Here is a 14,627-nt window from a genome sequence, read left to right on the forward strand (position 1 = left end):
GTTACGGCTAGTGCACCCGCACGCGACGCAATGGCATGCCGGGCGGCGCCAGTTCCTGTGGCACGACGCGATTGGCCGGTATCGCGATCGGCCGCCCCTGCGCGTCGTACGGCGTGAAGTCCGGCGAGAACATCAGGATCGGTTCAATCGGCACACCTTCATCGGTCACCTGGTAATGGCGGACATAACCCGGCGGCAGACTGAAACCGTCGGGCACGGCCAAGCCCTCCAACGGCGGGCTGGTCCCCGGCGGATTGAAAGCGCCCAGGCCCGAATGGATGCCGGCGCCGTGCAGCGCCTCGATCACTTCCGCGCCCGTGGGCTCGGGATCGCCGGGTTGGAAGTGGCTGGCGAGATCGTTGGGATCGTTGCGCAGCGGCTGCGGCTCTTCGATCGAAGTTGTCACTACGGGCTGCGACGTGCGCGCCAATCCATCGAGTTCGCGATGGGCTCCGTTGTTGTTGGTCTCGGCAACAGTTGCATGCGATGCATTCGGCTCCAACATCCACCACACGAACAGTGCCACGACCGCAACCGCACCGATCCAGAGCCATGCGCCGCGCGAGCCACGGCCGGCCTTGCGAACGATGCGCACACCCGCGCCGTCCGATTCGGACGGCGGGGTGTTCGAAGGGCGTATTTCAGCCACGAGTCGCTGCTACCGGCGTCAGGGACTGGCCGGGTTGTAGACAGACAGCGCCCAGCCCATGCGTTCGTGCCCGTAGTTGTTCCAGATCGGACTGCGACCGTTGGTGAAGGCGGTGTAGCGCGGCGCACCCGTTCCGGTGGTGCCGCCCCAGATGCCTGCCGAGACCGTGCCGCTGGTGTAGGTCGGATGGGTATCGTCGGACTGGATGTAGTCGTAGCTGCTCGATGATGTGACGAACTTGGTATTCGCATCACGCAGCGTGCTGCGCAGCGTGACGGTGACGCGGTTCATGTAACTGGCCTCGCTCTCGCCCGACACGTAGCGCAGTGCGTCGGAATCGACCTGGCCATCGCCGTTGCTGTCGTAATCGGCGCCCATGTACTGCGCGAAGCTGTCGGCACACTGGAATCCCTTCTGGCGTGCGTATTCACACATCCAGTAGTTCATCTTCGCCATCGCCGGCAGGAAGCGGTCGCGCATGTTGACCGTCTGGCCCGTGCCTGCATCCGTGCACGAGCTCTGGACGTTGTCCGCGTTGTAACCCGGGTAGTAGAGATTGGAGATCACCTTGAGTCGGGTGCCGGGATACGCGTTGGCGTTGATGTAGTCCATCGCCGCCGCCACGTAGGTCCGGCAGGAACTGATCGCCGAATCGAGCCCGCTGTAATCGCAGGTACCGGTCTGCGATTTGAACGCCGATCGCGCCTGCAGCCCGTCATTGCCGCACATCTCGAACGTCACGACTCGGGTCGACGAAGCCTGCATGTAAGAGCGTTCGGCAACGATTTTGTTTTCATACACATCGCGTGCGACAGCACCCGATTTGGAACGCCGCACGCTCTCGATGTCGGCATTCCATTGCGCCGAAAGGTATTCGGCATCCACGGTCGGGGCCGAGTACTTGGCTGCATTGCTGATCGAGCCGTTGTAGCCGGCGTAGATCGAATCGCCGTAGGACACGACGCGGTACTTGGCGGTGGTCCCGGCACGGTCGATGGTCCACGACACGTTCTGGGTGAGGGTATTGGCCAATGCGGGCGCCGACAGCACCAGCAGCACGACGGCCGGGAGACAGCGCCCGGCCACACTACGGAACAAAGTCATCATCCTGATCCCTTTCCATGGTTGGCACGGCGGATGGATATCCGCCGCGTCTGGCGAAGTACGACGAAAACCACGTACACGACCGGGATGCCTGGCCCTTGGCGCTCCCTCCCCTGTCATCGCGGGTCCGGACGCTACCGTATGGTTTGGAATGACGCAATGTGCGTTGCAGCAGCGGGGACTCTCGCTTCTGGCTTCATGCGTGCCCTTGAATACAAAAAGGCCCGTCAATGACGGGCCTTTGCTCCGGATGTTCAGTCCGCGTCGCGACGACGGCGGCTCGCTCCGATCTAGTCGGCTACCGGTGACTGGATCAGCTCGTGGTCCAACTGCCCGACGGACATCCTGTCGCCTTCGATCTCTGCGCGACGCGACCAGAAATACAGCGCGAAACCGGACATGACCAACGGCAACACAAAGCCGAATTCGTCGATCGCCCAGGGCGTGATCGCGCCACGTGGCGCTGTCATCGGAGTGAAGAAAGCCTGGATGAAGAGATTGTGGCTGCCGTGCACCAGTGCCGCTGCCCAAAGGCTGCCGGAGCGCAGGCGCAGCCAGGTCATGATCACGCTTCCCGACAACACTAGTGCGAAGAAACACGACATCGCGAACCACCACGGCGTGCCCGCGTTGTAATCCGCGAACAGCAGGATCGGCAGGTGCCACACTCCCCAGATCACGCCCGTGACCAGCGCGCCACGGGTGAAACCCATCCGCTCCACCAGAGCCGGCGCAAGGAAGCCGCGCCAACCGATTTCCTCGCCTAGTCCGCTGCCCACGCTGCGCACCATGCCCACGGTCGCGAGCAGCAGGAATGTCGCCGTCACGGCCAGCCACGCGGGCGCGCGCGGCCAACCCAGCATTTCGCCTAGGCTGTCGACGAACTGGGAATTTCCAAAGCCGCCCAGGCCGACACCCCACACAACCGCATAAGCGATGGAGGCATACGCCAGCGGCACGAGATAGGAAGTCACCTGCCATCGCCACGCACCCCAACTCCAACCCAGGCGTGCCAGCGATTCGCCGCGAAGGCGACAGGTCAGCATCGCAGCGATACCGGGACACCACATCAGCCCCGTCACATACATTCCGCGCGCCGCGCCCAGATGGCCGGTGCCGATGATCAGTGCGTAGAACACGCAGCTCAGCAGCAGCGTCAATAGCAGGAACAATCCGATTCCAGAGGATGCGGTGCGCGACATGGATCCCTCACTCCCTGACGTGAGCGGCGATCTTAACGATTCGTCGGGAATACGCGACTGCTTCGAGTTGGCGAGATCCTGGTTACAGAACGAACAGGTCGTCGCCCTCGAAAATGCAGACAGGCCGCCAAAAGGCGGCCTGTCTGATACAAAACTAAGGTCGGACCGATACTTCGCCGGCTCTACTTCGCCGACGCTACTTCACGGCAATCGTCGACGTCATGGCGATGGAGCGGATGGCATCGGCTACCGCCTTCGGATTCTCACGATGGATGTTGTGCCCGGTGGCGAAGTACTCGTGGATCCCATGCGAGTAGCTGGCGAACAGCACCGCGTGCTGAAGCTTCCACAGCGCCTTTCCCTGCGCGGTTTCCTCGAAGACGAACGGTTCGTCCGCCACCTTCGTCGAGGTCATCAGGACCAACGGCAGGTCGGGCGTATTACGCGGCGTCAGCGCCGTCTCGCTATCCAGCTGCGCAATGAGGACTCGATAGTCGTCGGCCATCTTCGGTGGCAGCATCGACAGCAGCGCCTTGTCGTCGGCCAGCACACGCTCGCGGTTCGCCTTCATGAATTCATGCCGCTGCGTCAACGTCGCCGGATCGACCAGGACTAGACCCTGCAGGCGTTCCGGATGCAAACGCGCGAACTCGGTGGCCAGCAAGCCGCCGTACGAATGGCCGACCAGCACGACCTTCCTACCGGGAGCCAGCGCGTCGATCACCGCTTCAAGGTCCTGAACGTGCGCCTCGATCGACTTCGGCTTGCCGTCCGTGCCCGACTTGCCCAGGCCGGCACGCGCATAGGCGATGCACTGGCACTGCGCACCAAGGTCGTCGATCACGCCCTCCCACACACCCGCGCCCTGGCCGAAACCGGATTCGAACACAACGGTGACCGGGCCCTGCCCCTGTTGCTCAGCCTGCAGGTTGTAGCCCTTGCGGCTCACCTGCATTTCGCCCGCCTGCGCACCCGCGGCGCACAGCATGGCCAGCGACAATACCCACCCCTTCATCGATAACGTCTTGCGCACTACGTCCTCCGTGAATCACTGGTTTGAAATGCCCGCGTGAAGCGGCCGCGCAGTGTACTCGCGCGTGTGGGACGCGCGGCATGTGAAGAAAGCCATGGCAATTTGCACGAGCTCGAGTCGACACGAGCCATGCACGGCCATGGATCGAGCTTCGCAGTGACATCGTCAATGAAGCAGGCGGATCCTGTTGGAAGACGCATCGGGAATTCGATCGCACTGCTCCAGGCGGCCAAGCCCCCCCCCCACCCCGCCTGTTCTGATTCTCCAGGCGACATCCGACCCAGGTTGGCCTGGCTCAACAAAAGACGAGGTCTGGCCCAACTTTCGCGTCGTTTTCCGGAGACAATGCCGTTCCCTGATTTCGAGGTCGGTCGTCGATGGAACTTTCGCTGGAGGTCATCGCATTCCTGATGGCCGTGGCCTTCATGGCGGGCACCATCGACGCGATGGCAGGCGGTGGCGGGCTCCTAACGATTCCGGCCCTGCTGGCGGTCGGCGTGCCACCGGTGGCCGCGATCGCCACCAACAAGCTGCAAAGCGCGATGGGCACCACCGGCACGGTGATCGCTTTCGCCCGCAAGGGGCATATCGATTTCCGTCGCTTCGCCCTGCCCGCCTTCTGCGCCTTCGTCGGCTCGGCGTGCGGCGCCTGGCTGCTGCAGCGGCTCGACCCGTCGTTCCTCGGCGGCATCATTCCGGCCTTGCTGATCGCGATGGCCGCCTATTTCGTGCTCGCGCCGCGAATGAGCGAAGAGGACCGGCACCAGCGCATCGGCCCATTCGCCGTGGCCGGAGTGATCGCCGTGATCGGAATGTACGACGGCTTCTTCGGGCCCGGCACCGGATCGTTCATGACCACCGCGCTGGTCGCGCTCGGTGGCCTGGGTGTGGTGCGAGCGACGGCGCAGACCAAGTACTTCAATCTCGCCAGCAACCTGGCGGCGCTGGCGGTGATGATCAGTGGCGGCCACATCCTGTGGACCGTTGGCCTGGCGATGGCGGTGGCGAACATCCTTGGCGGCCAGGTCGGCGCCCACGCCGCAATGCGCTTTGGCGGTCGCGCCGTGCGACCGGTGCTGGTGACCATCTGTCTCGCACTGACCGTGAAACTGCTTTCCGATCCCGGCAATCCGCTGCGGGTCGCGGTGCTGCAATTCGTGGCAGGTTGGAGCACCTGAGCGACGGTAGTGGCCGGGCAAAACTACGCGGATATCCGCCTCCCAGTCCTGGTTTAGCCTTGCCACTACTTCGCCAGTAGTGGTGAGATCCAGGTGTTTCTGCAACGCCGCTTCGAGATCCTGCTTGCGCCAGTTCGGGTTAGCGCCACTCAGGAAAGCAGCAATGTCCTTGCCATTGGCGGACCATTTGGCCTGAGCCGTGCCCAGCTGCGTCTTATTGCCAGACTTGGCCGCAGCCACGACTTTGATAGCGATGGTGATGTAGTCGCGCAGGAGACCGGCAATCTTGTTACCTGCCTGCGGTATCGCCGTAATACGGCTTGATGGCAGTGCCAATCTCGTTTTGATTCGCCAGCAGACGTTTTGCAATCGCATCCTTGTCGCGAAGGTCCGCAAACGCACTGATGATGTAATTGCGCGTGTAGGTGATGTGGTCCTCCCACAGCTTGCGCATGGCGGTGCGGACCTCGGCGATACGCGGTGCGGCAGGCACGCCAGACCGGCCGCCGGCACCGCAGCATGCGGTGTTGGCGCGGCTCCGGACTGACTGGCGAGAGGCAACCCGAGACCAAGAGCAAGCGAGAGTGCATATGGTCTTTCGAGTCAGGTGAACCCGTCGTGGCGACTGCTCAGGCCTCCCCCCTCACCTGTACTTCACTTCATTGGCAGGCCCGCATCGAATGTCCCTTCGATTCAACACTCCGGTCATGAACTTCATAATCGGATTCACATGAGCGGGCGTAGGCTCTTTTCCATGCTTTGGTACTACGTGACCCCATTCGCTGAAGGAAGATGGAACATCTTCTTCGACGGACAAAACCGCCCCTACTCGTACGATTCGGCGAACGAAGCGCTGAAGGCTGCGTGCAAGGCGGCGGAGGTCACACGCAAGCAACGCCAGATGGCTACCGGGGTTCGCGTCAAACTAGGCGGCGATTGGCATGACGCGGTGAAGTTCGGCCACTAGTCCACCGGCTGGAGAAGTAATCGCCCACCCCGGATCACTGCCGATGTGAGGGCGGAAGTTGCGACGAGCGCAGCAGCCGCCGCAAGTCTTCGGGCTTACCCGCACAGACCAGGCCTCCATCGATCGGCATCCAGAAAGCTTGCCCCCGGTTTGACTCGAGCAGTTCCTCGGCCGTCTTCTGGAGAAGATTTGCCGATGTTCCGTCTTGGGTATCCATGTCGCAAAAATAGGGACGTCTGCGTGACGGCCGCGTTGCAGTACCTTTTTGCACCGACGACGAAGTCCAGATATCTATCGCACCTACGTTGAACCTGATTTCGTTCCAAACGCTGGGCCATCTCTTCGAATACATCCAGGTGGAGAAGTAATACATCGCGGCCCGTGCGAGGCGCAGGACGATCCGAACTGCATGCGATTCCCGCGGGGTGATGCACGTTTCCAGAGTTCCTCCACGAGGCACGGCACGACCGGATCCATCTCGCTACGCCTGCGCGTAATGCAGCCAGGACCCATGCCTCGTCGAGGTGCCGTGTACATTTCTCCTTCCCCCGGTCGGGGGATGCACTGTTGCCGGCCCCTACGGCGACGCCGCAGGAACAGCATCAATCATCAATGAAGGGGCTTGGTGGCAGCGCCCTGTGGCTTCGACCTGTCCGCTCAATGATCGCCCCATCGTTCGTAAGGACACGGAGGCGGTATTCGGACAGGGAGGGGAGAGGCGTTCGGTGTAAGGATCGGTGATCACCGGAAGGGGCTGATTACGATGCACGCAGTACAGGATGATGGGGTGCAATTTGCCGCCAGCAACTCCGCACCGCTCGCTCTCGACACGTTCGGCAGCGAAATCGCGAAGACGACCATCACCGTTACGATCGCATCCAATCGCCGGGCCCTGCATGCAGCATGGCGCTCCGCGCTGGCGCGCGGTATCGACATCGAGATCAAAGGTGAACCCGTCCTGGACTCAACCACTCTGGCGGCCTGTGTCGAGCATCACTTGCCCAATGTCGTGCTGCTCGACAAGGCCCTGCTCGACAAACTGGATCCACGATCTTTGCAGCGGGCTCGCGAGCAGCACCGCAACATGCGGATACTTCTGCTGTGGGACGAGATATGCCCTTCCCTTGTAGCCGACGTGCTGCGTCATCGATTCCAAGGCCTGTTGCTGACCACATGCACGCCGGAGATCGGCTTGAAGGCCATCCGCGCCGTATGCCGGGGCGAGCTGTGGTTATCGCGAGCATCTCTGGCCATGGTCGTCGCCGACCTGCTTTCCGAACCTGGAGATGAAGCAGTGGTCGGTGTGCTCGGTAGTGACTCCGCCGAGGCGCTGACGCCGAGAGAACTGCAGGTCGTCGAGCTCCTGCGCAGAGGATGCATCAACAAGGAAATCGCGCGCGCGCTCGGAATCATGGAGGACACTGTCAAGAAGCATCTGCACAGTGTCTATGCGAAGCTGGGGGTGCATCGCCGTGCGCATGTTGCATTGCGCAGGCTGCCCGGTTGCAGCGCGCCCCACGCGATTACCCACGCCCATCGATTGCAGATACGCGGCGCAACCGAGACAGGAAACTAGCCCGTTCGATCACAGCCGCATCTCCGTACGCCCAACCGGCCGTGGAGGCCCACAGAGCGCGTTCATCGCGCTCTCTGCTACATCAGTCGGTCTAGCGTGTGACCCTGAACCCTTTGGCCAGGACGCCGCCGCTGCCTACGCGCACGTTCCATACCGGATTTTGGCCGGGATTCTTCTTGTAAGGCACGGTTACGGTCGCGGTGATCTGATCCACGGAGTCCGTGTTCGACACCAGCTGCACGTTGCTGGCAATCGGCCTTGGACCGTTACCGCCATCGAAGCTGACTCCCATGCCCGGAGCGAATCCGTACCCACTGATGGTGACCTGCACCGTAGTACCCACGCGCGCCGAACTTGGAGTGATCGACGCAACCGCAGAGCACAGGCCACTGGTGTCGAGCACGGTCACGGTACTCGGCTTTTTGATGCTGAGCAGCACACAGGATACGTTGTCGTTCTCGTTGGTCTCGAGGAGAAGTTTCTTGGGATCGACCTCGATCTTCAGCTGATAGATGCCATCGGCATCGTTGGTGAAATCGATCTCCTGGCCCGCGAGTTCGGCACCGTAGGTATCACCCCAACCTACCGACAAGCCCTGGAGATCGCGTCCGCAACGACTGTAGAACGGCGAGCTTGGAGCACGCGACAACGAGAGATTGATCGGCGTGCTGTCCATGATGCAGAACGTGGTCTTGGCACCAGTGCGCTCCGAGCCGCCTGGTGCATTCACAGGCTGCAGCGTGTAGAGCGCATAGTCGTTGAAATGCATGTGGTCATGCGCCGGGTGGTATTCAAAGGCACCCGCGAAATAGAGCACCGGACTGCCCGTGCTCTGGTACACGACCTGGTACACCCGCAGCTTGCCCGAACCAGTTTCTACTTCGCCTGCAGCCAGTTCGAGTGGCCCTGCGCCGGCGTTCCAGGTCGTGGTGCCGAACCGAAGCGTGGAACGGCTACCGGAATCCGTGGCCAGGGTGAGATTGAAGGCTCCCAGTGCGATCAGATTCGGACGCAAGGCGGTCTGCGCCGCGGCGGTGCCGGCAAGCGACAGCGCGCCGACTAAGGCGGATGCCAGCCACGGCGAGCGTCCGCGAAGTGAGTTCCGAGTCATTGCGGCACACCTCGACTCATCGTGCAGAGAATCCGCTGCACGCGGCCAATGCGCCGGGCCGGCGCTGGTCCAGTCAAGCTGTCAGGGTCGGCCCAGGCCGGCAATTCCACTAAAGAGGAGGATGCTTGAACCTGCGTCACGGCAAGCTGAATCCGTGACCCGCCTGACTCTGGCGCATCGAAGGCCGAGCTCGTGGGACGTCACGACAAGGCGAAGATTCATTCCGGGTATCACCGTGGCATCTAGCCCCGCCAATTGGCATGCGTGCGCCAGAACTCGACACTTCGCTGGTACGCCTCGCGATCCAGTGGCACACCCGAGCCACCCTCCTCCACGCCAAGCGCGTTGCGCATCATGGTGACCGGTGCCATCGGCGTCTCGATCGGTTCCGCCGTGTACATGCAACCCACCACACCCCAGTCGGCCGTGGTTTCCGTGCCCTCCTTCGCCAGCTGTTCACGGCTGTAGAGAATGACGATCAGGTAGTCTGCTACCGGCGGCTCGAGGCCTTCGAACCAGCGCACCAGCACCGGCAACTCATCCCGGGTGCGGGCCTCATAGTCCGAGCGCAACAGATGCCGGTTGTCGTCGGTAATCGGTACCGCCAGGCACCGCGTCGAAGTCCAGTTGCGATGCACGTGCAGCTTGCAGAACGGCGCGTAGCCGTCGAGCACCATCACCGGCGGCACTTCATTGAGATGTTGCTCGAACTGCTCGGGCGTGCAGTCCTGGATGGTGTTACGGCGCGGCTCACGCGGGAACAGGCGCGGGCGGGCGAAGTCGGTAAGGATGATGGGCATGCGGGCTGTGCGGGTAACGACGGCGCATTATCCGACACGGGCGCTGGCGCGAGCATTGCTTGCGTCGCTAACCAGCGTCCCGCGACCACGAAAGGAAAGGATTTCACGGAGTCGGCTTCTGCGGTCGACAGATGCGTCATGACCGGCGGCATGGGGCACGACACTTGGCCTTCTGCTAGTTTGCGCGCTGCTCTCTCAAGCACAAGGCCCCCACATGACCAGTTGGTACTTCCACGCCGGCAGCGGCGACCGCATCGGCCCGTTCGACGAGACCGCCGCGCAGCAGTACGCGCAGCAGCATCCGAACCACTTCTGCTGGCGGGAAGGATTCACCGGCTGGCGGCCGGTCGCCGAAGTCGGCGAACTGCGTCCGGCGGACGCGGCCTCGCACCTGCCCCCGCCGATGCCGAGCGCATCGGGAGCGCGCACCACCACGCGCAACGACGACATCGACTACCGCATCGTCGGCAACGACATGCAGTTCGTCGAAGTCGAACTGGATCCCGGCGAAAGCGCCATCGCCGAAGCCGGCGCCCTGATGTACAAGGACGCGGCGGTGGATATGAACACCGTCTTCGGCAGCGGCGCGCAATCCGGCCAAGGCGGTGGGTTCTTCGACAAGCTGCTGACCGCAGGCAAGCGCGTGGTCACCGGCGAGAGCCTGTTCACCACCGTCTACACGCATAACGGCAGCGGCAAGGCGCGGGTGGCTTTCGCTGCGCCGTATCCCGGCACGGTGCTGGCGATGAAGCTGGACGAACACAACGGCCGCCTGATCTGCCAAAAGGACAGCTTCCTGGCTGGCGCGCGTGGCGTGCAGGTCGGCATCTTCTTCCAGAAGAAGATCCTCACCGGCCTGTTCGGCGGCGAAGGCTTCATCATGCAGAAACTCGAAGGCGACGGCTGGGTATTCGTGCACGCCGGCGGCACCGTGGTCGAACGCGAACTGCGCGCGGGTGAACGCCTCGACGTCGATACCGGCTGCGTCATGGCCTTCCACGACACCGTCAACATGGACGTGCGTCCGGTCGGCGGCATCAAGAGCATGCTGTTCGGCGGCGAAGGCGTGTTCCTCGCGACGCTGACCGGCCCGGGCAAGGTGTGGCTGCAATCGCTGCCGTTCTCGCGCATGGCCGGACGCATGCTCGCAGCGGCGCCGCAGCAGGGCGGCGGCCGTGACGAAGGTTCGGTGCTGGGCGGATTGGGCCGGTTGCTAGACGGCGACAACAGTTTCTAAGCCAGCCCACACCTGACAAACGGGGGCAGGCGCGCTCTGCCCCGATCCTCTGCCGCTTCTGCATCGCAGGGCCTTGCCCGCACACCGATGCGCATTCCCAACTTTCCAGAGTCTTTGAACATGGATGCCACGCCAGAAATTGAACCCCATGCCCACCATCGCACCGGCCACAAGCGACTCGACATCATCCTGGCGGTATCCGCGCTCCTGATCTCGCTGGTGTCGGTGGTCCTCGGCATCGAGAACGCGGTGGCGATGCGCCAACTGGTGGCAGCGAGCAGCTGGCCGTACGTCAACGTCGGCGTGAGCAACGGCGACGCCGAAGGTGGCGCCGCACTGAACCTTCTTGTCCAGAACAAGGGCGTCGGTCCCGCCAAGGTCAAGAGCCTTGAAGTCTTCTACGACGGCAAACCGATGGAGGGCGAAGACGCATTGATGCGCGCCATGACCGGCGGCAAGCCGGTTTCGATCGTCAGGAGCCGGGTGGTAGGCAGCGTGCTCAGCGCTGACGAGACAGTGCACTTTCTTTCGGTCCCGGTGCACTCGGTCGCGGAAGGCGACATGGTCCAGCTGGCCAGGCTCTCGGAGAAGATCACCATCCGCACCTGCTATTGCTCGGCGTTCGACGAGTGCTGGGTGACGGATCGCACGGTCAAGCCAGCGACGTCGGCCGAAGTCGATGAATGTCCGGCCGTGGCGGTGCCGTTCCAGGGTTGAATCGGCACCCCGGCAAAGAGCCGGGCCTACAAGGCTCGTACCCTCGTTGCACCTACGAGCTGTTCGCAGACGAAGATCCTTGCTGATAATGCAGCCCTGCCCTCTATTTACTGGCCCCATGCGTATCCGACCGATCACTGCCTTGGCGCTACTGCTCCTACTGATCAGCTCTTCGGCCTCCGCCCAGATCTACGACGTCTGGGAGAAGCCTCGCAATGCGACAGCCCTTCCCCTGACCTGGCCCACTGCGGTGGATATCTACCTGCCGCAGAAAGAGTTGTATGCCATGGACGGATCGGTCATTCCGATGATGGGTGGTGTCGCATATGGCATCGCGTCGGCCATCGCGAACAAGCGGAACGAGCGTCAGGAAGCTGTAGCCAAGACGCTCCAAGCGAGCATGCCCGCCGTCGATTACGACGCAGTGCTGCTGCAGGCGTTCGGGAAGCACATCGGCCCGGCGCAATTCGCACACATCAAGCGCGTCACCATTCATCACGAAACACCCGCCGAAGTCGAGAAGGCCACACCCGGCGACCCGGACGAACAGACGCTCGCGCTGACGGTCCGTTACTACTTCGCAACGGGATTGCGTGATCTGCGCGTGGTCATGAATGCTCGACTCGGCCCTCGCCGCATCGTGACCGCACCGCCCAAGCAGTCCCAGCCCCCCATCTTCACCCAGGTGCTGATCTACGACGTCCCGGACCAAACCTGGACGGGGCCGTTCGCAACTGCCGAGAAGCGTGCACCGATCTGGCTCGACATGGGTCCGGAAGCCATTTCCGCCCACATCCGTGCAGGCATGGATGGTGTCATGGCGATGCTACCGGTCGAACTGGTCAGCACGCCGCGCACGGGCCGGCGTCATGGAAAGCAGATTGGATGGGGAGAAAGTCCGCAGACCGCCACTTTCGGCATCGCCGAAGGGCGTATCGGCGATCGCGTGCTGGTCCGACTCCGCAATGGCCTGCTCGTAAGCCTGCCGGGCAATGACTATCGCCTGCCGGAAGATGCCGCCACGCTGCCTGAAGGCATGCCCTGAGTGCAGCGATGAAAACGAAGCGAGGGACCAAAGCCCCTCGCTTCGTCGCAGTGAATCAATTGCGGTATCAGTGCCCCGACCCCGCATTCGCCACGGCGGCCTCGCGCCGCCGCGAATCCTCCAGCAATTCCGCCTTTGCCGCCTCCTGAAGCCGCGCCAATGGCGCCTGATCGGGCTCCATGCCAAGCCGCGTGCGCAGTGCAGCGACGACGCGCCCATTGGCATAGGGATGCGGCGCGGCAGGATCGTCGCCCTGCGCACTGATGAACCCGCCCAGGCGCTTGTGGCTCACGACATCGCCGGCGTAGGCCAGTTCGACCAGTTTGGCGCGATATTCCAGCTCCCAGTTCTCCAGATTGGAGAAGCGTCGCTTGTCGGCGAAGTGCTGGGCCTCATGGCTGAGAAAGACGATGCGGAACGCCTCACTGTCCATGCCGTCTTTGTACGCAGGCACCACCGCATACAGCGCCTCTTCCGTAGCCCAGCCGCCGGTGGAACCCCGTTCGCAGCGGCCATAGCCGCTCCAGCCGAAACTGACGAAATCGTCGAGCAGTTCCGCTCGCACGTTCTGCATGCCTTCGGGCAGATCAACCTGGTATTCGCGCGTGGTCTGTTTACGCCACAACATCAATTCCCTGAGCGGCGGTGTGCTGCCGAGCAGCGCGTGATAGCCCTGCGCTTCCAGTTCCCGCTGCAGCAGGGGTTCGAGCGTCTCGAAGTCCTTGGCATCGCCGGCCTTCTTACCCATAGCCTTGCGCACGTTGTCCAGCAACAGCTGTTCCTGCGCCACGCGCTGGTCAGGTGCCATCAGCGACCGCCACCAGTAGTCCTGATAGGCCGCGAGCACGGTGCCGGCGAAGCCATCGATCGGTCCCACGGCGACGGGTGATTTGCCACCGAATCGCTGCAACATGCAACCGCGATAGGTGGCATCCGCGCCTTCGAACTCGCCCGCCGGCACCGCGCTCAGCACGGTCACGGCTTCGCGCGCCTCACCGCGAAGAACGGCGCCCGTCGAGCGGGCAATGGCATCCAGTGCAACGGGAGAAGACGCCGCCGCTGCCGGCAGAGCGGAGGCGAGGCACGACAGGGAAACAAGGGCTGAGGCGAGCAGGCGCATGGGGGAGCCTTCCAGAAGATCGCAGCGCGACCGGTAGCTCAGGAGACCGCAGCTCCCGGGGTCGTGTCTTGAACGCATTTGATCTGGCGTCGCAGCGCGCCTGGCGTCATGCCGGTGAAAGCCTGTGTGACGCGGGTGAAGTGCGCCTGGTCGGCGAAGCCGCAGTCCAGGGCAATCGAACTGAGCGATGCCTCACTGTGGAGCTTCGCCAGCGCCCGTCGCCAGCGCAGCTCGCGCCGGAGCAGCTGCGGCCCCAGGCCGTGCGTGCGTTGCAGCGCCCGGCTGGCGTGCGCGGCGGACACACCGACCTCCTGGCTGAGCGCACCGACTGATGCATCACTCCTGGTGAGCGCCGCCAATAGCGCGACCTGCCAGTCGGGGCTGTCGTTCGCCGCCTGGAATTGCGACGTCGCGATCAGGTCGGCCAGTTCCCGGCCGTCGGAAGCAAAAACGTCCCGGGCCTCGCGCAGATGCGGTACTCGCAGGACACGCATATCCGGTACCGCAATCCCCTGGGGCATAGGCACGTTGACCACGCGTGCGCCATGCCGACCGAACCGGTTGCCGTGCAGGTGGAATGCCGGGTGCAGCAGAAGCGTTCCGGGCGAGCACGCGAACGCCCCTTCCGCGCTCACTTCCGTGTACTCGCCTTCGACCACGAGCGCCGCGTACGGGCGGTCGTGGCGATGAGTCGCGAGCTGGGAGTCGCGCTCGTGATGGGTTTCGTGGCAGGTATTTGAAGCCATGGACCAATCGTCGCGGCAGGTGAAGCCGCGTGCATGAGCCAAAGGTTGGTGCTTTGCGCCACCGGCATCACACGAGCAACCTCGTTCTTGCCCTTCTCCCCGCAAAGCGGGGAGAAGGTCGGAGCGGGCGATAGCCCGCGGA

14 protein-coding genes are annotated in these 14,627 nt (G+C 63.2%); 5 read left to right on the forward strand and 9 right to left on the reverse strand.

The annotated features are described in order from the left end of the window. Window positions 1-7: 7 nt before the first annotated feature. The 4 genes from ACYVGK_RS08245 to ACYVGK_RS08260 form a co-directional block, all read right to left on the reverse strand. Window positions 8-649 (reverse strand): hypothetical protein, encoded by a 642-nt coding sequence (locus ACYVGK_RS08245; protein ID WP_460732878.1) that lies wholly within the window; start codon window positions 647-649, stop codon window positions 8-10. Between the two features lie 18 nt (window positions 650-667). Further along, entirely contained in the window at window positions 668-1,753 is a 1,086-nt protein-coding gene (locus ACYVGK_RS08250) for a hypothetical protein (protein ID WP_460732879.1), read from the reverse strand. 290 nt (window positions 1,754-2,043) lie between these two features. Beyond that, window positions 2,044-2,955 (reverse strand): lysostaphin resistance A-like protein, encoded by a 912-nt coding sequence (locus ACYVGK_RS08255; RefSeq protein ID WP_460732880.1) that lies wholly within the window; start codon window positions 2,953-2,955, stop codon window positions 2,044-2,046. A 196-nt stretch (window positions 2,956-3,151) separates the two neighbouring features. Continuing rightward, the gene (locus tag ACYVGK_RS08260; protein WP_460732881.1) at window positions 3,152-3,988 is read right to left on the reverse strand and encodes an alpha/beta fold hydrolase; all 837 of its coding nucleotides are present in this window, start codon (window positions 3,986-3,988) and stop codon (window positions 3,152-3,154) included. A gap of 377 nt (window positions 3,989-4,365) precedes the next feature. Here ACYVGK_RS08260 and ACYVGK_RS08265 point away from each other — a divergent pair, with 377 nt between their 5' ends. After that, the gene (locus tag ACYVGK_RS08265) at window positions 4,366-5,166 is read left to right on the forward strand and encodes a TSUP family transporter (protein WP_460732882.1); all 801 of its coding nucleotides are present in this window, start codon (window positions 4,366-4,368) and stop codon (window positions 5,164-5,166) included. 289 nt (window positions 5,167-5,455) lie between these two features. Here ACYVGK_RS08265 and ACYVGK_RS08270 read toward each other — a convergent pair whose 3' ends face one another. After that, the gene (locus tag ACYVGK_RS08270) at window positions 5,456-5,659 is read right to left on the reverse strand and encodes a hypothetical protein (RefSeq protein WP_460732883.1); all 204 of its coding nucleotides are present in this window, start codon (window positions 5,657-5,659) and stop codon (window positions 5,456-5,458) included. Between the two features lie 1,237 nt (window positions 5,660-6,896). Between ACYVGK_RS08270 and ACYVGK_RS08275 the strand changes: the two genes are divergently transcribed. Continuing rightward, window positions 6,897-7,709, forward strand: coding sequence for a response regulator transcription factor (locus tag ACYVGK_RS08275; RefSeq protein ID WP_460732884.1), 813 nt, complete (start codon window positions 6,897-6,899; stop codon window positions 7,707-7,709). Between the two features lie 91 nt (window positions 7,710-7,800). Here the strand turns inward: ACYVGK_RS08275 and ACYVGK_RS08280 are convergent, their stop codons facing one another. Then, window positions 7,801-8,820, reverse strand: a complete 1,020-nt coding sequence (locus tag ACYVGK_RS08280) for a lysyl oxidase family protein (protein WP_460732885.1) — start codon at window positions 8,818-8,820, stop codon at window positions 7,801-7,803. Window positions 8,821-9,062: 242 nt separating this feature from the next. Further along, window positions 9,063-9,620, reverse strand: coding sequence for a DUF3228 family protein (locus ACYVGK_RS08285; protein ID WP_460732886.1), 558 nt, complete (start codon window positions 9,618-9,620; stop codon window positions 9,063-9,065). A gap of 214 nt (window positions 9,621-9,834) precedes the next feature. Here ACYVGK_RS08285 and ACYVGK_RS08290 point away from each other — a divergent pair, with 214 nt between their 5' ends. From ACYVGK_RS08290 to ACYVGK_RS08300, 3 genes are all read left to right on the forward strand, one after another. Continuing rightward, a complete protein-coding gene (locus ACYVGK_RS08290) occupies window positions 9,835-10,857 on the forward strand; it encodes a TIGR00266 family protein (protein ID WP_460732887.1) in 1,023 nt (340 codons plus the stop codon). A 120-nt stretch (window positions 10,858-10,977) separates the two neighbouring features. After that, a complete protein-coding gene (locus tag ACYVGK_RS08295) occupies window positions 10,978-11,574 on the forward strand; it encodes a hypothetical protein (RefSeq protein WP_460732888.1) in 597 nt (198 codons plus the stop codon). A gap of 118 nt (window positions 11,575-11,692) precedes the next feature. After that, on the forward strand, window positions 11,693-12,619 hold the full coding sequence (locus tag ACYVGK_RS08300; protein ID WP_460732889.1) for a hypothetical protein: 927 nt from the start codon (window positions 11,693-11,695) through the stop codon (window positions 12,617-12,619). Between the two features lie 67 nt (window positions 12,620-12,686). On the opposite strand, the gene ACYVGK_RS08305 is transcribed toward ACYVGK_RS08300, so the two are convergent. Then, the gene (locus ACYVGK_RS08305) at window positions 12,687-13,739 is read right to left on the reverse strand and encodes a hypothetical protein (protein ID WP_460732890.1); all 1,053 of its coding nucleotides are present in this window, start codon (window positions 13,737-13,739) and stop codon (window positions 12,687-12,689) included. Between the two features lie 38 nt (window positions 13,740-13,777). Further along, on the reverse strand, window positions 13,778-14,485 hold the full coding sequence (locus tag ACYVGK_RS08310) for a helix-turn-helix domain-containing protein (RefSeq protein ID WP_460732891.1): 708 nt from the start codon (window positions 14,483-14,485) through the stop codon (window positions 13,778-13,780). Window positions 14,486-14,627: the final 142 nt, after the last annotated feature.

The sequence above is a fragment of the Lysobacter tyrosinilyticus genome (assembly GCF_054779815.1).